At 70.9% G+C, this 16585-nt stretch carries 15 protein-coding genes; 12 read left to right on the forward strand and 3 right to left on the reverse strand.

All coding sequences use genetic code 11. From position 1 onward, the window contains the following. Positions 1 to 16: 16 nt before the first annotated feature. From IFR11_RS11650 to IFR11_RS11660, 3 genes are read left to right on the forward strand one after another with little or no spacing between them, the layout of a single operon-like run. Positions 17 to 952, forward strand: a complete 936-nt coding sequence (locus IFR11_RS11650) for an ROK family glucokinase (RefSeq protein WP_055835486.1) — start codon at positions 17 to 19, stop codon at positions 950 to 952. Between the two features lie 2 nt (positions 953 to 954). Further along, positions 955 to 1668, forward strand: coding sequence for a lysophospholipid acyltransferase family protein (locus IFR11_RS11655; RefSeq protein ID WP_070408134.1), 714 nt, complete (start codon positions 955 to 957; stop codon positions 1666 to 1668). Positions 1669 to 1677: 9 nt separating this feature from the next. Then, positions 1678 to 3015, forward strand: coding sequence for a class II 3-deoxy-7-phosphoheptulonate synthase (locus IFR11_RS11660; protein ID WP_191916268.1), 1338 nt, complete (start codon positions 1678 to 1680; stop codon positions 3013 to 3015). Positions 3016 to 3124: 109 nt separating this feature from the next. Here IFR11_RS11660 and pknB read toward each other — a convergent pair whose 3' ends face one another. Next, a complete protein-coding gene (gene pknB, locus IFR11_RS11665) occupies positions 3125 to 5074 on the reverse strand; it encodes a Stk1 family PASTA domain-containing Ser/Thr kinase (RefSeq protein ID WP_191916269.1) in 1950 nt (649 codons plus the stop codon). A 54-nt stretch (positions 5075 to 5128) separates the two neighbouring features. Then, on the reverse strand, positions 5129 to 6151 hold the full coding sequence (locus IFR11_RS11670; RefSeq protein ID WP_191916270.1) for a lytic transglycosylase: 1023 nt from the start codon (positions 6149 to 6151) through the stop codon (positions 5129 to 5131). 149 nt (positions 6152 to 6300) lie between these two features. On the opposite strand from IFR11_RS11670, the gene IFR11_RS11675 reads away from it, so the two are divergent. Beyond that, positions 6301 to 6645 carry an Rv2175c family DNA-binding protein gene (locus IFR11_RS11675; RefSeq protein WP_055835502.1) on the forward strand — a complete coding sequence of 115 codons (345 nt, stop codon included), beginning with the start codon at positions 6301 to 6303 and terminating at the stop codon, positions 6643 to 6645. Positions 6646 to 6680: 35 nt separating this feature from the next. Here the strand turns inward: IFR11_RS11675 and IFR11_RS11680 are convergent, their stop codons facing one another. Continuing rightward, positions 6681 to 7772 carry a polyprenyl synthetase family protein gene (locus IFR11_RS11680; protein WP_191916271.1) on the reverse strand — a complete coding sequence of 364 codons (1092 nt, stop codon included), beginning with the start codon at positions 7770 to 7772 and terminating at the stop codon, positions 6681 to 6683. 64 nt (positions 7773 to 7836) lie between these two features. Here IFR11_RS11680 and IFR11_RS11685 point away from each other — a divergent pair, with 64 nt between their 5' ends. The 8 genes from IFR11_RS11685 to murD all read left to right on the forward strand — a co-directional run bounded on the left by IFR11_RS11685 (position 7837) and on the right by murD (position 16585). Next, positions 7837 to 8223: a DUF3040 domain-containing protein gene (locus tag IFR11_RS11685; RefSeq protein ID WP_055937361.1), complete on the forward strand. Its 387-nt coding sequence runs from the start codon at positions 7837 to 7839 to the stop codon at positions 8221 to 8223. Between the two features lie 331 nt (positions 8224 to 8554). Next, positions 8555 to 8986, forward strand: a complete 432-nt coding sequence (mraZ, locus tag IFR11_RS11690; protein WP_055835511.1) for a division/cell wall cluster transcriptional repressor MraZ — start codon at positions 8555 to 8557, stop codon at positions 8984 to 8986. Positions 8987 to 9085: 99 nt separating this feature from the next. After that, positions 9086 to 10039 carry a 16S rRNA (cytosine(1402)-N(4))-methyltransferase RsmH gene (rsmH, locus tag IFR11_RS11695; protein ID WP_055835514.1) on the forward strand — a complete coding sequence of 318 codons (954 nt, stop codon included), beginning with the start codon at positions 9086 to 9088 and terminating at the stop codon, positions 10037 to 10039. Further along, positions 10036 to 10689 carry a hypothetical protein gene (locus IFR11_RS11700; protein ID WP_191916272.1) on the forward strand — a complete coding sequence of 218 codons (654 nt, stop codon included), beginning with the start codon at positions 10036 to 10038 and terminating at the stop codon, positions 10687 to 10689. The genes rsmH and IFR11_RS11700 overlap by 4 nt, the downstream gene beginning before the upstream one ends. A gap of 5 nt (positions 10690 to 10694) precedes the next feature. Then, positions 10695 to 12488 (forward strand): peptidoglycan D,D-transpeptidase FtsI family protein, encoded by a 1794-nt coding sequence (locus IFR11_RS11705; RefSeq protein ID WP_070408129.1) that lies wholly within the window; start codon positions 10695 to 10697, stop codon positions 12486 to 12488. Positions 12489 to 12552: 64 nt separating this feature from the next. Next, positions 12553 to 13965 carry a UDP-N-acetylmuramoyl-tripeptide--D-alanyl-D-alanine ligase gene (locus IFR11_RS11710; protein ID WP_055835523.1) on the forward strand — a complete coding sequence of 471 codons (1413 nt, stop codon included), beginning with the start codon at positions 12553 to 12555 and terminating at the stop codon, positions 13963 to 13965. Continuing rightward, positions 13962 to 15068: a phospho-N-acetylmuramoyl-pentapeptide-transferase gene (mraY, locus tag IFR11_RS11715; RefSeq protein ID WP_055835525.1), complete on the forward strand. Its 1107-nt coding sequence runs from the start codon at positions 13962 to 13964 to the stop codon at positions 15066 to 15068. Before IFR11_RS11710 ends, mraY begins: the two co-directional genes overlap by 4 nt. Continuing rightward, entirely contained in the window at positions 15065 to 16585 is a 1521-nt protein-coding gene (gene murD, locus IFR11_RS11720) for a UDP-N-acetylmuramoyl-L-alanine--D-glutamate ligase (RefSeq protein ID WP_055835528.1), read from the forward strand. Before mraY ends, murD begins: the two co-directional genes overlap by 4 nt.

A 16585-nucleotide genomic window follows, 5' to 3' on the forward strand; every position in this document is an offset into this window, starting at 1 on the left:
CCCGGAAGGGAACGCGGTGCAGAACGTCGGCATCGACATCGGGGGCACGAAGATCGCGGGCGGCGTCGTCGACGCCGACGGGACGATCATCGAGAAGCTCCGCGTCGACACCCCCATCGACCCGTCGGCCCTCGTGGATGCCGTGGTCGACATGGCCGACCACCTGCGTCGTGCCCACGAGGTGCACGCCATCGGCGTCGCGGCGGCGGGCTTCATCAGCCGCGACCGCAGCACCGTGATCTACGCGCCCAACATCGACTGGCGCGACGAGCCGCTGCGCGCGCGCCTCGAGCAGCGCCTCGACGCCCCCGTCACCATCGAGAACGACGCCAACGCCGCGGGCTGGGGCGAGTACCGCTTCGGCGCGGGCCAGGGCGTGCGCGACATGGTCATGCTGACGATGGGCACGGGAGTGGGCGGCGCCGTCGTCACCGACGGCGAGCTCTTCCGCGGCGGACACGGCATCGGAGCCGAGCTCGGACACCTGCGCTTCGTGCGCGGGGGACACCCCTGCGGCTGCGGGCAGAACGGATGCCTCGAGCAGTACGCCTCGGGCCGCGCGCTGCAGCGCGAGGCGAACGCCATCGCCGACGAGGGCGGGATCGGCGCGGCTCTCGCGGCGGTCCGCGACGAGAAGGGGGCCATCCCCGGTCCCGCCGTCTCGCGACTCGTGCTCGCGGGCGACCCGGGTGCCGTCGAGGCGCTGCGCCGGGTGGCCACGGCCCTCGGCGAGGCCTGCGGAGGCTTCCAGGCGGTGCTCGACCCCGAGGTGTTCGTCATCGGCGGGGGAGTCGCGCAGCTCGGCGCCGACCTGCTGGAACCGGTGAAACTCGCGTACGAGACGTCGCTGCCGGGATACGGTGAACGTCCGGTCGCCGAGTTCGCGATCGCACGCTTGGGCAACGACGCCGGTCTCATCGGGGTCGCCGACCTCGCCGGGAAGGAACGCTGACGATGTTCTACTGGCTCATGAAGTACGTGGTGATCGGACCGATCATCAAGGCGATCTTCCGCCCGTGGATGGTGGGCCGGCGAAACATCCCCGTCGAGGGCGCGGCGATCCTCGCCAGCAACCACCTGTCGTTCTCGGACTCGATCTTCCTGCCCCTGATGATCGACCGGCGCATGGCCTTCCTCGCCAAGAGCGACTACTTCACCGGGCGCGGTCTGAAGGGCTGGGCCACCCGCCTGTTCTTCACCGCCACGGGCCAGTTGCCCATCGACCGCTCCGGCGGCAAGGCGTCGGAGGCATCGCTCAACACCGGTCTCGGCGTGCTCGGCCGGGGCGAGCTGCTCGGCATCTACCCCGAGGGCACCCGCAGCCCCGACGGCACCCTGTACCGGGGTCGCACGGGCATCGCGCGCATGGCGCTCGAGGCGCGCGTCCCCGTCGTCCCGGTCGTCATGGTCGACACCGGCGCCGTCATGCCCATCGGTCAGCGCCTGCCGCGGGTGGGACGCGTCGGCATCGTCATCGGCGAGCCGCTCGACTTCTCGCGTTTCGAGGGCATGGAGGGCGATCGCTACGTGCTGCGGTCGGTCACCGACGAGATCATGGTGGCGCTGCAGCGCCTCGGCGAACAGCGGTACGAAGACGTGTACGCGTCGACCGTGAAGGACCGCCTGGCCACCGCGCAGGCGGCGAAGGCGCCCGCGGCGCGCCACTAGACTTCAGGGGTGAATCAGCAGCTCCACGACCTCGACCACTGGCGAACCCTGCCCATCAAGCAGCAGCCCCGGTGGTATGACGAGGCCGCGGTCGACGCGGCATCCGCAGAGCTGGCGACCCTCCCGCCGCTGGTCTTCGCCGGCGAGGTCGACAATCTGCGCGATCGCCTCGCGCGCGCCGCCGCCGGTCAAGCGTTCCTCCTGCAGGGCGGTGACTGCGCCGAGACGTTCGCCGGCGCGACCGCCGAGCAGATCCGCAACCGCATCAAGACGGTCCTGCAGATGGCCGTCGTGCTCACCTACGGGGCGTCGATGCCGGTGGTGAAGATGGGCCGCATGGCGGGCCAGTTCGCCAAGCCCCGTTCGAGCGACGTCGAGACGCGCGGTGACGTGACGCTGCCCGCCTACCGCGGCGACATCGTCAACGGGTACGACTTCACCGAGGAGTCCCGCAAGGCCGACCCGGCGCGGCTGCTCAAGGGCTACCACACGGCCGCCTCGACGCTGAACCTCATCCGCGCGTTCACGCAGGGCGGCTTCGCCGACCTGCGCGAGGTGCACAGCTGGAACAAGGGCTTCGCCAGCACCCCGGCCAACCAGGCCTACGAGAGCATGGCGACCGAGATCGACCGCGCGATCAAGTTCATGGAGGCCGCCGGCGCCAACTTCGACGAGCTCACGCGCGTCGAGTTCTACACCGGCCACGAGGGTCTGCTCATGGACTACGAGCGCCCCATGACGCGAATCGACTCGCGCACGGGCATGCCGTACAACACCTCGTCGCACTTCCAGTGGATCGGTGAGCGCACGCGCGAGCTCGACGGCGCGCACGTCGACTACTTCTCGAAGATCCGCAACCCCATCGGGGTGAAGCTCGGCCCCTCGACCACGCCCGAGACGGCGCTCGCCCTCATCGACAAGCTCGACCCCGAGCGCGAGCCCGGTCGCCTGACGTTCATCACGCGCATGGGCGCGGGCAAGATCCGCGACGCCCTGCCGCCGCTGCTCGAGGCCGTCCGCGATTCGGGCGCCACACCGCTTTGGGTGACCGACCCGATGCACGGAAACGGCATCACCACGCCCACCGGGTACAAGACGCGTCGCTTCGACGACGTCGTCGACGAGGTGCGCGGGTTCTTCGAGGCGCACCGCTCCGTCGGCACGCACCCGGGTGGCATCCACGTCGAGTTGACCGGCGACGACGTCACCGAGTGCCTGGGCGGCTCCGAGATGATCGACGAGGCCACCCTCGCGACCCGCTACGAGAGCCTGTGCGACCCGCGTCTGAACCACCGGCAGAGCCTCGAGCTGGCGTTCCTCGTCGCCGAGGAGCTCGAGAAGCGCTGAGCCGCGTCTCTGTCGCCTCGACGCCCCCGATCCGCTGTGGTCGGGGGCGTCGTGCGTGTGCGTGTGGTGTCGCAGCCCGCGCGCGCCGATCAGCGCACGGACCCGCGCGCTACAGCGTCGGGGTCAGGGTGATCGTCGAGCCCTGGGGCGCGGTGCCGCCGGCCTTCGGGTTCGTCGCGCGCACCTTGTAGATGTCCCAGTACTTGAACCCGAGCGGCAGTGTGCCGTCGTCGATGCCCGCGTTGACCTGGAATCCGAGGTTCTCGAGCGCGTTCACCGCGTCGCGGATCGTCATGCCCACGATGTTGCCGGGGATCTCCACTGGGCGCGGCCCGATCGAGACACTCAGGGGAACGGTGTCGCCGGGGCGCCAGTTGCCGCCGCCGTCGCGGTCGCCGATGCCGATGATGTTCCCGGATGCCACGGAGTTGCTGTACTCCTCGGTCGTCGACGTCTCGAGTCCCACGGCGTTGAGCGCCCGCTCGGCCTGCGACTGCGAGCGGCCGGTGACGTCGGGGATCGGCCCGAGCGAGACGACCAGTGAGGCCGCGTCGCCTTCGTAGACCGTGCAGCCCGAGGTGCAGTCGATCGCGTTCGCGCCGGAGCGGGGGATGACCGACGCCGATAGCACGGTGCCGTCGCCGGCATCCGCGAACTCCCGCGTCGGGTCGCCGACGCCCACGACGGCCGCCTGGAGGATGCCGGTGACCTCGTCGGCGCTCTTGCCGGCCAGTTCGGGAATCTGATGGGTCGCGGGCCCGATCGACACGAAGACGGTGACGACCGTGTCTTTGTCGAGTCGTTCTCCCGCGGCCGGGTCGGTTCCGACGGTCGTTCCCGCCGGGATCTCACGATCGGTGACCTCTTGCGCCTGTCCGCGCAGGTGCTCCTGCACGAGTAGCGCCTCGGCGTCGGCGAAGCTGCGCCCCGAGACGTCGGGCACGGCGACGAGCGATCCGGGGCCGGAACCGAAGTACCAGCCCGTGCCGGCGGCGCCCGTGGCGAGCAGCAGCACGAGCATGAGCATCCAGATGCCGCGGGCGGTGCGGCGGCGGGTCTTCGTGCGGAGCCGGGCGGCGTTGTCGGGCTCGTCGGCGGGCGCCGACGGCAGGGACGCGGTCTGGGGCAGCACCTTGGTGAGCTCTCGAGACTCCGCCGCGGTCGCCGGGCTCGTCGTGCCGACCGAGACGGCGCGGGCCACCTGCGGGGCGAGGCCCAGCTCCTTCTCGACGGCGCGCAGGCGCTCGAGCATCACGGCGGCGTCGAGCGGCCGGTCGTCGGGCTCGCGCTCGGTCGACCACAGCACGAGCTCGTCGAGCTGCTCGGGGACGGAGGGGTTCTTCGCGCTCGGGCGGGGCACGGAGTCGGTGGCGTGCTGGTAGGCGATCTGCATCGGCTGCTCGCCCTTGTAGGGCTGCTCGCCGGTGAGCATCTCGTACAGCATGATGCCGAGCGAGTAGATGTCACTGCGGGCGTCGGCGGTGCCGCGCGTGACCAGCTCGGGAGCCAGGTAGGCGATCGTCCCCATCAGCTGGGCGCCGCTGGCGGTGTTCGCCGTGGTGGCTCGGGCGAGACCGAAGTCGCCGATCTTGATGCGGCCGTCCTCGGCCAGCAGCACGTTCTCGGGCTTCACGTCGCGGTGCACGATGCCGGCGCGGTGCGCGGCGGCCAGCCCCGAGAGGATGGCATCCATGATCGTCAGGGTCTGATCGACCGTGAGGCGCTTGTGCTCGCGCAGAAGCTCGCGCAGCGTGATGCCGGGCAGGTACTCCATGACCAGGTAGGCCATCTCGCCGTCCTGGCCCTGGTCGAAGACGTTCACCACGTGCGGGTCGCTCAGGCGCGCCGCCGAGCGGGCCTCCTGGATGAACCGGCTCTGGAACACGGTGTCGTCGCTGAGGTGCCCGTGCATGACCTTCAGCGCGACGCGGCGCTCGAGGCGCAGATCGGTCGCGACGTACACGGTCGCCATGCCGCCGCGCGCAATGCGCGCGCGGACCCGGTACCGGCCGTCGACGAGACGGCCGATCAGCGGGTCGGCCTGCTGACTCGTGCTCACGGGTCGAGTCTACGGAGCGCCCCCTGGGAGCCCGGGCAACGGCTCACCGCCACCTCAGCCGAGAACGGCGAGCCAGGTGGTCGCGGGCTGCTCCCATTGCGCGTAGCGATCGGGGTAGGCCGAGATCTGCACGGCCTGAGCCGCGTCGGCGTACGACAGCTGCTCCCAGCCCTCGATGTCGAGCAGTCCGCGCGTGTCGGAGCCGTTGGGGTCGGCGGATCCGCCGTAGAAGGCCCGGGTCGACCGGTCGGGGTCGAGGATCTGCTCGGGCGAGCCCCACCCCGTGCTGGGCCGCTGCTGGAAGAGACCGCGCGAGTCGCGGTCGCCCCCGTCGAGGTTGCGCAGCCACGACTCCTGCATCGCGGTGCCGAGGGCGATCCGGATGCCGTGATCCGACACGCCGAGCTCCCGCCCGATCCGGATGATGAGGCGCGCGTTCTCGGACTGCTCGGCGTCGAGTCCGGGAGCGGTCGCCGGGGGGAGCGCCGCCGGGGCGGGAGCCGCCGGAGCGGAGCCGGAGGGGATCCGCAGCACCTCGCCGGGGTAGATGATCGACGAACGCGTGAGGTCGTTGGCCGCGAGGACGGCGTCGATCGAGACGCCGTGGGCGGCGGCGATCGCCGAGACGGTGTCTCCCGGTCGCACCTCGTAGGTGGGCGTCGGGGCGTCAGCGGGAGCCGCCGGTGGCGCGATCGCGGCGACGAGGGCGAGGACCTGCCCGGGGCGGATGACGGCGGAGGCGTCGAGCCCGTTGGCCGCGAGCACCGCCGCGGTGTCGAGGCCGTGGGCACGGGCGATGCCCCAGACGGTGTCGCCCGGCTGCACGGTGTAGGTGGCGGATGCCGCGAGCGCGGCCGTGGCGGGAACGTCGAGCGCGCGGGGCGCCGGCGGCAGCGCCGCGAGGGGCGGGGCGGGTGGTGCCGCGTGCGCGGCGTGCTCGCCCGTGAGGGCCAGGGCGATGGAACCGGCCACCGCGGCCGGCCAGATCGCGGCGACCCGCTTTGCCGTGGAGATCTTCGCGGTGGGCGGCGTCGACGCGGCCGGGGCCGGCGCGGCGAGAGAGGGGAGTCGTTGCATGGTGGGGGATGTCCGTTCTTCCGACTTCCTTCGACGCTCGCACGGGCTGTGAGAGATGTCAACGCGTGGGGCTCGTGTGACGCGTGTGACCCGCCCGGGCCTGGCGGCGCTGGCACTCCTGCCCGCGCGGAGGGTGAGATAGTGGCATCGTGACCGACACTTCCCCCTATGAGACCGCCTGGCTGACCCTCCCCGATCTGGTGGAGATCCTGGACGAGCCCCTCGGCCGGGTGCGTCGTCTGCTCGACGAGAACTACCTGGTCGGCTCGCGTCGGCACGGTGCGCTGCGTGTTCCCGAGGTCTTCCTGGTCGACGGTCGTCCCCTCGCGTCGCTGCGCGGCACGATCATCGTGCTGCACGACGCCGGGTACGACGAGGACGAGACGATCGACTGGCTGCTGACGCCCGAGGACAGCATCGGCGTCGCCCCCATCGAGGCGCTGCGCGCCGGTCGCAAGAGCGAAGTGCGCCGCGTCGCGGCGTCGCTCGCCTGAGCCCACCGCCCGCTCGGGCGCCGGATGTCGCCGCGTCAGGCGGAGCGTTCGGTGGCCGCCCGCGCCAACGCACGCAGTTCGCCGACGGCCGAGGCGCCCAGGCGCGTGTCGGTCAGGGCGGCGTCGGCCCGACGGGCGTAGTCCGCGATGAGCTCCTCGGTGCGAGCCAACGCGCCGGTGTCGACGATCGTGCGCTGCAGGCCCGCGATCCGGTCGGCGTCGAGGGTGGCGTCGCCGAGCAACGCGTCGATCTCGCGGCGTTCGGCCTCGGGCAGCGATTCCCGGGCGTAGGCGACGAGCACGGTGCGCTTGCCCTCGCGCAGGTCGTCGCCGACGGGCTTGCCGGTGACGGCGCTGTCGCCGAACACGCCCAGCACGTCGTCGCGCAGCTGGAATGCCATTCCCACGTCGTGCCCGAAATGCCCGAGGGCCTCGAGCTGCGCGTCGTCGGCCCCGGCGAGTTCCGCGCCGATGAGCAGCGGCTGCTGGATGCTGTAGCGCGCCGACTTGTACGACGCGATGCGCAGTGCCCGCTCGGCGTGGGTGTCGTCGGGGTAGACGACGTGGGCCGACTCCTCGGTGACGTCGAGGAATTGCCCGATCGTGACGTCGCGGCGCATCCGCGCGTAAGCCCGCCGGGTGGCGCCGGCGGTCGCGGCTCCGTCGAGTCCTTCTTCGAGCAGGTCGTCGCTCCAGGCGACGAGGAGGTCGCCCAACAGGATGGCGCCCGAGCGTCCGAAGGTCTCGGGGTCGCCGGTCCACCCGGCTTCGCCGTGCGCGTTCTGCAGGGCGCGGTGCGCGGCGGGCTGACCCCGTCGCGTGTCGGAGTTGTCGACGAGGTCGTCGTGCACGAGGGCCGCGGCGTGGAACACCTCGAGCGAAGACGCCACCGCGAGGGCGGCGTCGTCGAGGCCGTGCGCGTCGGGGTGGTCGAGCTCGTCGACCGCGCGCCAGCCGGTGAGGCAGAAGCGCGCGCGCAGGCGCTTTCCACCGCGAAGGGCGGCTGCACCGGAGCGGGTGAGCGCCTCGGCCTCGGGGCCGAGCATGGCCGCGTACGATAGCTGATCAGAGAGGAACTTGTCGAGTCGCTGGGAAACAGCTTCGATCGGTTCCGGGGAGGCTGGCACGGGCCTAGCCTAGTGATCCACGCCGCGCGTAGAATCGTCCGCACCGAACAACAGAGGGGGATGCATGCCACTCTCCGAACAGGAGCAGCGTCTGCTGGATGAGATGGAGCGCCATCTCATGAGCAACGACACCGATGTCGTCACCGCCCCCAGTCGCGCCCTGAGCTATCGCAACATCGTCCTCGGCTCGATCCTCGTTCTCGCGGGGCTCGGAGCGCTGGTGGTCGGTGTGTCGATCGGCTTCAACACCGGGTTCCTCGGCATCGCCATCGGGGTCGTCGGATTCCTGCTCATGGTGGGCGGCGTCGTCTTCGCCGTCACGCCGATGCGCGGCTCCGCTCCCACGGCGCCCGTCGCCTCCGCACCGGGTGCTCGCGCCCCTCGCGCGGCGAGCACGTCGTTCATGGACCGCATGAACGATCGGTGGGACCGCCGCCGCGAAGGGCACTGACCCTCCCGCATCCTGAATCAGCACCGGCTCTTCCGAGCCGGTGCTTTTTCGTGCGCCCGGGGAGCGGGTTGCGACGGAATGGGGCGAGTGGGGGAGTGCCCCTTTTTCGCCGTGCCCCCTCCCTTTTGCTCCACCGGCCGTCTTCACACGGTGTTCGACCGTTCTCGAGCCGCGGAAAGACGCGGATCTCGTCGCGCCGTCGAGGGAGGGCCAGCAACAGTACACGGCGGCATTCCTTCGCGGAAGATCGCAGGATTCGATAGCTAAGTGGAGGGCAGTGGAGTAAAGTGGGGGAAACTTCGCTGGCCGGACGAAGGGGGTGGACGCTCGGATGCTGCTCGGAACGCACAGCCCCAAGCTCGACGACAAAGGGCGCGTCATCCTGCCCGCGAAGTTCCGTGACGATCTCGGAGCCGGAGTGGTGATCACCCGGGGGCAGGACCGCTGCCTCTACGTGTTCAGCACCGAGGAATTCGAGCGCGTGCACGAGCGGATCCGCGAGGCCCCGCTCAGCAACAAGCAGGCCCGCGACTTCCTGCGCATGTTCCTCTCGGGGGCCAGCGCCGAGAAGCCCGACAGCCAGAACCGCATCACCGTTCCCCCGGCGCTGCGCGCCTACGCCGGGCTCGGTCGCGAGCTGGTCGTCACGGGTGTCGGCGCCCACGCCGAGATCTGGGATGCCGAGGCCTGGAACGCCTACGCCGAGAGCAACGAAGACACGTACGCCGAGATGGAGCAGGAGGTGATCCCGGGACTGTTCTGACCCTCCGGCTGTGATGTCCAGCCGCACGCCCTGACGCACTTCCCCGGCGCCAGGTCCTGCGGATGGGCATCAGAGCCCGAGGATTCGGAGCCCGACATCATGGACATCCGCGACATCCACACCCCCGTTCTTCTCGAACGCTGCGCCGAGCTGCTGGCGCCCGCGCTCCAGCGCCCCGGCTCCGTCTTCGTCGACGGCACGCTGGGCATGGGCGGGCACTCCGAGGCCTTCCTCGAGCGCTTCCCGACGACCCGCCTGATCGGCCTCGATCGCGACACCGACGCCCTGCGCATCGCGGGGGAGCGGCTGGCCCGCTTCGGCGACCGCGTCACCCTCGTGCACACCGTCTACGACGGCATCGCCGAGGCCGTGGCATCCGCGGGGGTGAAGAAGGTCGACGGCATCCTCTTCGATCTCGGAGTCTCGTCGCTGCAGCTCGACGAGGCCTCCCGCGGCTTCGCCTACGCGCAGGACGCCCCGCTCGACATGCGCATGGACCAGACCAGCGGCATCACCGCCGCGCACGTGGTGGCCACCTACGGCGAGGGCGATCTGCGTCGCATCTTCGAGCGGTACGGCGAAGAGAAGCTCGCCGGCCGCTACGCCCGGGCGATCATCGCCGCTCGCGCCGTCGCGCCCCTGGAGCGCTCGGGTCAGCTGGTCGACGTGCTGCAGGCCGCGACCCCCGCCGCCGTGCTGCGTGAGCGCCACCCCGCCAAGCGCGTCTTCCAGGCGCTGCGCATCGAGGTCAACGCCGAGCTGTCGGTCCTCGAACGCACGATCCCCGCGGCCCTCGGCACCCTCTCGGTCGGCGGGCGCATCGTCGTGCTGTCGTACCAGTCGCTCGAGGATCGCCTCGTCAAGCGCGTGTTCGCCGACGCCTCGACCTCGACCGCCCCCCGGGGGCTTCCCGTCGAGCTGCCCGAGCACGCGCCGAAGTTCCGCCTGCTCGTCCGCGGAGCCGAGCTCGCCGGAGACGACGAGCGGGCCGTCAACCCCCGTGCCACCCCGGTGCGTCTGCGCGCGGCCGAGCGAATCCAGGAGGACGCATGAGTGCCACCCAGACCGTCGATGCGGACTTCCTCCCGGATTTCCCGGCGCCGGTGCGCGAACCGCGCCGACTCCACGTCGTCGCCCCCGCGCGTCGCCGCGCTCCGCGCCGCCTGTTCGGCGTGATCGCCGTCACCGGCGCGCTGGCCATCGTGCTCGTGCAGATGGGTCTCGGCATCCTGACCACTCAGAGCTCGTTCGAGATCGCGTCGCTCACCCAGCAGCAGCGCGACCTGACGTACCAGAAGCAGATCCTCGCCGACGACAACGCCGGGCTCAGCTCGCCCCAGTACCTCGCGGCCAACGCCGCCGCCCTCGGCATGGTCATCGACGAGTCGCCGACCTACCTGCGCCTGAGCGACGGCGCCGTCATCGGTAGCGACAAGCCCGCGGACGCCGTCTCGTCGGTGGATGCCATGGGCCGAGGTTCGGTGCGCAACGCCCTGATCGCCGACAAGCCGCTCGTGACCAACCCGCAGGCGCCCGTCGCCCCCGCGGCCGCGGCGCCGACGGACCCCGCGGCGGCGGCGCCGACGGACCCGGCGGCGGCGGCGCCGACGGACCCGGCGGCCCCCACCGACGCCACGCCCCCCGCCGAATCGGCGACACCCCCGTCGATCAGCGACGGTCTGCCGACTCCCGCGACACGATGAGACCCATGACGACGACTACCCACCGGTCCCCTCGGCGTCGCACCGTCGTCGCTCTCGCGATCGTCCTCACCGTCCTGCTCGCCTTCGTGGTGCGCCTCGTCGACATCCAGGTCGTCAACGCGAAGGAGCACGTCGACGACTCGCTCGCCATGGGGCTCCAGAACTCCCGCGTCGAGTACGCCTCGCGCGGCTCGATCGTCGACGAGAACGGCGTGATCCTGGCGTCGAGCGTGAACCGCTACGACGTGCAGGTCGACCCCATGCTCGCGATCAAGGGCGTGACCACCCGCGACGACGACGAGAACGAGACCACGACGGGATGGCCCGAGATCGCCGCGAAGATCGCGGCCGTCACGGGGCAGGATGCCGCCGACGTCGAGGCCAGCGTCACCGACGCCGTCGCCGAGAACCCCGACTCGCGCTACGCGATGATCACCAAGAACGTCTCGACCGAGCAGTACCGCGCGCTGGTCGCCCTCGGTCTGCCGTTCCTGAGCTTCCCGCCCCAGGCCGGCCGCGTGTACCCCGACGGCGCCGTCGGCGGAAACCTCATCGGCTTCGTCGGCAGCGACGGTCAGCCCCTCGCCGGGCTGGAGGCGGCCGACAACGACTGCCTCGCCTCCACCAACGGCAAGGTCGTCTTCCAGCAGAGCCGTGACGGCGTGGTGCTGCCGGGCACCGAGACCGTGGCCGAGCCCGCGGTCGACGGCGGCACGCTCAAGCTCACCGTCGATCGCGACCTGCAGTGGTACATGGGCCAGCTCATCGCCGAGCAGGTGCAGAACACGGGATCGCTGCGCGGCACGATCACCGTCGTCGAGGCCAAGACGGGCAAGATCCGCGCGCTGGCGGAGTACCCCACCGTCGACCCGAACAACCCCACCGCGACCCCGTCGGAAGACCGGGGGAGCCGGGCGTTCTCGAGCCCCTTCGAGCCGGGCTCCACGTTCAAGGCGCTCACCACCGCGATCGGTCTGGACAGCGGCTCGTACACGCCCGAGACGACCGTCACCGCGTCGTCGCGCGAGGTGCTCGGCGGCGACGCCCGCGTCTCCGACGCGTTCTCGCACGGCCCCAACGTCTACACGCCCGCGGGCGTGCTCATCGACTCCTCGAACGTCGGCATCTCGAAGTTCGGCGAGATGATCCCCAAAGAGACGCGCTACGACTACCTGCAGAAGTTCGGCATGGGCTCGCTCAGCGCGATCGACTTCCCGGGCGAATCCGGCGGCATCCTGCACCCGGCCCAGGACTGGGACACGCAGACCTTCTACAACACGACCTTCGGTCAGGGCCTGTCGGTCACCGTGCCGCAGCTCGTGGGCGCGTACCAGACCATCGCCAACGGCGGGCTCAAGATGCCGCTGTCGTTGGTCGAGGGGTGCACCGCCGCCGACGGCACCGTCACCGACGTCCCGTCGACCGAGGGCACGCAGGTGGTCTCCACCGACACCGCGCGGGCGGTGTCGCTCATGCTCGAGAACGTCGCTACCCAGGGGGAGCTGGCCTCGAAGATCGCCATCCCCGGCTACCGCATCGCGATCAAGACCGGAACCGGCGAGAAGGTCGACGAGAACACCGGGGCGTACAAGCCCGACGCGTATTTCACGACCATGATCGGCTTCGCCCCCGCCGACGACCCGCAGTACGTCGTCGCGGTCAACCTCGACGAACCGCGGACGGTAAAATCGTCGGCGGCCACCGCCCCCGCGTTCCAGAAGGCCCTCACGCAGGTTCTCAAGACCTACCGCGTGATCCCGTCCGGAACCACGACCCCCGAACTGCCCAAGTTCGGCTGAGACACCGCCGACGCCGGTCTCGTCTCGGTAACGAATGCGACACGGAAAGGGCGTCCGCACAGCAATGATCTCCACCAGCCTCTCCCACCTCGCCGACGTCCTCGGCGGGCGCCTCGTCGTCCGCGGCACCGACACCCCCGACACCACCGTCTCGGGCGACGTCGACACCGACTCGCGCCTGATCGAGCCCGGCGGCATCTTCGTCGCCAAGCCCGGCGAGGCCACCGACGGCCACCTGTTCGTCGCCGCCGCGGTCGAGCGCGGGGCGGCGCTGGCGATCGTGGAACGCGAGCTCGACGACGCGGTGAGCCAGATCGTCGTCGCCGACGCCGTGGCCGCGCTCAGCGACCTCGCCCGCGACGTCGTGGGTCGCGTGCGCGCCGGGGGAGACCTGCGGATCGTCGGCATCACCGGCTCCAACGGCAAGACGACGACCAAGAACCTGCTGGCCCGCATCCTCTCCGACGAGGGCGACACCGTCTCGCCCCGCGCCTCGTTCAACAACGAGGTCGGCGCTCCTCTCACGATGCTCCGCGTCACCGACGACACCCGCTACCTCGTGAGTGAGTTCGGCGCGAGCGGCCCCGGGGCCATCGCCCACCTCGCCGGCCTCGTCACCCCCGACATCGGCGTCGTGCTGATGGTCGGCATGGCGCACGCCGGGGGCTTCGGCGGCATCGAGTCGACCTTCCACGCCAAGAGCGAGCTCGTGCGGGCGACGCGTCCCGGCGGCCTCGCCGTGCTCAACGCCGACGACCCCCGGGTCGCCGCGATGGAGCCGATCGCGCGCGAGCGCGACCTCGAGGTGCGGTGGTTCGGCCGGGGCGAGCGCGCGCAGGTGCGGGCCGTCGACGTCGAGGTCTCGGCATCCGGCACCCGCGCCGATCTGCTGGTCGACGGCGAGCCCCACACCCTCACCCTGCACGTGCTCGGCGAGCACCACGTCATGAACGCTCTCGCGGCCCTCACGGCGGCCATCGCCCTGGGCGTGTCGGCGGCCGACGCGATCGCGCGTCTCGAGACCGTCGAGATCGCCGAACGGTGGCGCATGCAGCCGCTCGGCTCCGACCGGGTGCGCATCATCAACGACGCGTACAACGCCAGCCCCGACTCCATGGCGGCGGCTCTTCGCACCCTCGCGCAGATCACCGGGCCCGACGAGCGCACGGTCGCGGTCCTCGGAGCGATGAGCGAGCTCGGCGAGTACGCCGACGAAGAGCACGATCGCGTGGGTCTGCTCGCGGTGCGCCTGCGCATCCAGCGCATCGTCATCGTGGGGCCCGAGGCGCGGCGCATGTTCCTCGAGGCCATCGCCCAGGGGTCCTGGGACGGCGAGGCGGTCTTCTTCGCCGACGCCGACGCCGCCTACGACTACCTCTCGACCGAACTGCGCGACGGTGACCGCGTGCTGGTGAAGTCGTCGAACTCGGCGGGGCTCCGGCATCTCGGCGACCGTCTGGGAGACTTGTTCGCGTGAGATCACTTCTGACGTCGGCGGCGATCTCGCTGGCCTTCACCCTCTTCCTCACCCCGGTGTTCCTCCGGTGGTTCCGGAAGTGGGGCTGGGGCCAGGTCATCCGCACGCCCGAGAACGTGCACAACCCCTCGCACGGGGCCAAGCGCGGCACGCCCACCATGGGCGGCACGATCTTCATCCTCGGCACGATGATCGGCTACTTCATCGGCTCGTACGCGGGCAACAACCCGCCCACGATCTCGGGCCTGCTCGTGCTGTGGCTCATGCTCGGCTTCGGCGTGGTCGGCTTCATCGACGACTACATGAAGATCCGCCAGCAGCGCAGTCTCGGCCTCTCGGGCTGGCGCAAGATCGCCGGCCAGGTCATCGTCGTCGTACCCTTCGCGATCGTGGCGCTGAACGCCCGGAACGCCTTCGGCCAGGCCCCCGCGTCCGAGTACATCTCGGTCTTCCGCGACATCCAGGTGCTGTCGCTGTTCGCCCTCGGCCCGATCCTCGGGTGGCTGCTGTACCTCGCGTGGATCTCGCTCATCGGCACGGCGGCGTCGAACTCCGTCAACGTCGCCGACGGCCTGGACGGGTTGGCCGCGGGATCGGGCATCTTCGTCGTCGGCGCGTACAGCCTGATGGCCTTCTGGCAGAACAAGCAGATGTGCGCCGACGTGCTCGACGCCTCGGTGCAGGCCGGATGCTATGCCGTCCGCGACCCGTTCGACCTCGCCATCGTCTCGGCGTCGTTCGTGGGCGCCCTGGTCGGATTCCTCTGGTGGAACGCCCCCAAGGCCAAGGTCTTCATGGGCGACTGCGGGTCGATGGCCATCGGCGGCGTCATCGCCGCGATGGCGATCTTCACCCGCACCGAACTGCTGCTCGTGCTCATCGCCGGCGTCTACGTCATCGCGTCGGGGTCGGTCATCCTGCAGCGCGCGTACTTCAAGATCACGCGCGGCAAGCGCCTGTTCCTCATGAGTCCGCTGCACCACCACCTCGAGATGAGGGGGTGGCCCGAGGTCACCATCGTGGTGCGCATGTGGATCATCGCGGGGCTCCTCGCCGTCTCCGGCATCGGTTTCTTCTACGTCGAATGGCTCGCACGCGTATGACCTCTCTCGCCTCCCTCACCAGCTGGCACGCCGACTGGAAGGGCCTGCGCGTCGTCGTGCTCGGCCTGTCGGTCACCGGGTTCTCGGCCGCCGACACGCTCAGCGAGCTCGGCGCCGACGTGCTCGTGGTGACCGAGCGGGCGGATGCCGAGTACTCGCGGTTGCTGCCCGTGCTCGGCGTGCGGCTGCACGAGGGCCCGCTCGACACCGTCCCGCACGAGCTCACCGCGTTCGCGCCCGACGTGGTCGTGGCCTCGCCCGGATTCGCGCCCCACCACCCCGTCATCCGGTGGACTCAGGAGCAGGGCATCGCGCTCTGGGGCGACGTCGAGCTCGCGTGGCGCGTGCGCGACAAGGTGGTGCGTCCCGACGGCCGCCCCGCCGACTGGGTGCTCATCACCGGCACCAACGGCAAGACCACCACGACCCGGCTCACGGCCGAGATGCTCGTGGCGGCGGGCCTGCGCGCCGCTCCCGTGGGCAACATCGGCACCCCGGTGCTCGATGCCGTGCGCGATCCCAACGGGTTCGACGTGCTCGTCGTCGAGCTGTCGAGCCACCAGCTCTGGTACCTCAACCTGCAGACCGGCGACGACGCGCTGTCGCCGCACGCGGCGGTGTGCCTCAACCTCGCCGACGACCACCTCGAGTGGCACGGCGGGGCCGACGCCTACCGCGACGCCAAGGCCGGCGTCTACGCCCGCACGCGCGTGGCGTGCGTCTACAACAAGGCCGACGATGCCACCCGCGAGATGGTCGAAGACGCCGAGGTCGTCGAGGGCGCCCGCGCCGTCGGCTTCGACCTGGGCGTTCCGGGGCCGAGCGACGTCGGTGTGGTCAACGGCATCCTGGTCGACCGCGCCTTCCTCGAGGAGCGCGCCACCTCGGCCCTCGAGCTGACGACCGTCGCCGACCTGGCCGCCCGCGGCCTCGCCGCCCCCCACGTCGTCTCCAACATCCTCGCCGCGAGCGCCCTCGCGCGCTCGCTCGGCGCGACGCCGGCGCAGATCCACGACGCGCTCGAGCGGTTCCGTCTCGATCCGCACCGCATCCAGGTCGTCGGCGCTCACGCGGGCGTCACCTGGGTCGACGACTCGAAGGCGACCAACCCGCACGCGGCGGCCTCGTCGCTCGCCGCGTACCCGGGCTCGGTCTGGATCGTCGGGGGTCTGCTGAAGGGCGTCGACCTCGGCGAACTCGTCCGCGCCCGCGGTGGTGCGGTGCGCGCCGCGATCGTGATCGGCACGGTGCGCGACGATATCGTCGCGGCGTTCGCGCGACACGCCCCCGCGGTGCCGCTGTTCGAGGTCGACCACGCCGAGACTGAAGACGTCATGGCGCAGGTCGTGGAACTGGCGGCGGCCGTCGCCCGGGACGGAGACACGGTTCTCCTCGCCCCGGCAGCGGCGTCGTTCGATCAGTTCTCGTCCTACTCCGACCGCGGCGAACGCTTCGCCGACGCGGTGCGGACGTGGATCTCGCGGCACGACGACGGAGCATCTCGATCGCAGGACTGA

Origin of the sequence: Microbacterium sp. CFBP 8801 (assembly GCF_014839455.1) — a bacterium.
In the GTDB taxonomy this organism is placed as follows: domain Bacteria; phylum Actinomycetota; class Actinomycetes; order Actinomycetales; family Microbacteriaceae; genus Microbacterium.

What these genes read in the sequence shown, in the direction of transcription:
- IFR11_RS11705 (WP_070408129.1), top strand. Translation starts at nt 10,695, where the DNA reads ATGACGACGACTACCCACCGGTCCCCTCGGCGTCGCACCGTCGTCGCT.
- IFR11_RS11700 (WP_191916272.1), top strand. Translation starts at nt 10,036, where the DNA reads ATGAGTGCCACCCAGACCGTCGATGCGGACTTCCTCCCGGATTTCCCG.
- IFR11_RS11670 (WP_191916270.1), bottom strand. Translation starts at nt 6,151, where the DNA reads ATGCAACGACTCCCCTCTCTCGCCGCGCCGGCCCCGGCCGCGTCGACG.
- IFR11_RS11685 (WP_055937361.1), top strand. Translation starts at nt 7,837, where the DNA reads ATGCCACTCTCCGAACAGGAGCAGCGTCTGCTGGATGAGATGGAGCGC.
- rsmH (WP_055835514.1), top strand. Translation starts at nt 9,086, where the DNA reads ATGGACATCCGCGACATCCACACCCCCGTTCTTCTCGAACGCTGCGCC.
- mraZ (WP_055835511.1), top strand. Translation starts at nt 8,555, where the DNA reads ATGCTGCTCGGAACGCACAGCCCCAAGCTCGACGACAAAGGGCGCGTC.
- IFR11_RS11710 (WP_055835523.1), top strand. Translation starts at nt 12,553, where the DNA reads ATGATCTCCACCAGCCTCTCCCACCTCGCCGACGTCCTCGGCGGGCGC.
- murD (WP_055835528.1), top strand. Translation starts at nt 15,065, where the DNA reads ATGACCTCTCTCGCCTCCCTCACCAGCTGGCACGCCGACTGGAAGGGC.
- IFR11_RS11655 (WP_070408134.1), top strand. Translation starts at nt 955, where the DNA reads ATGTTCTACTGGCTCATGAAGTACGTGGTGATCGGACCGATCATCAAG.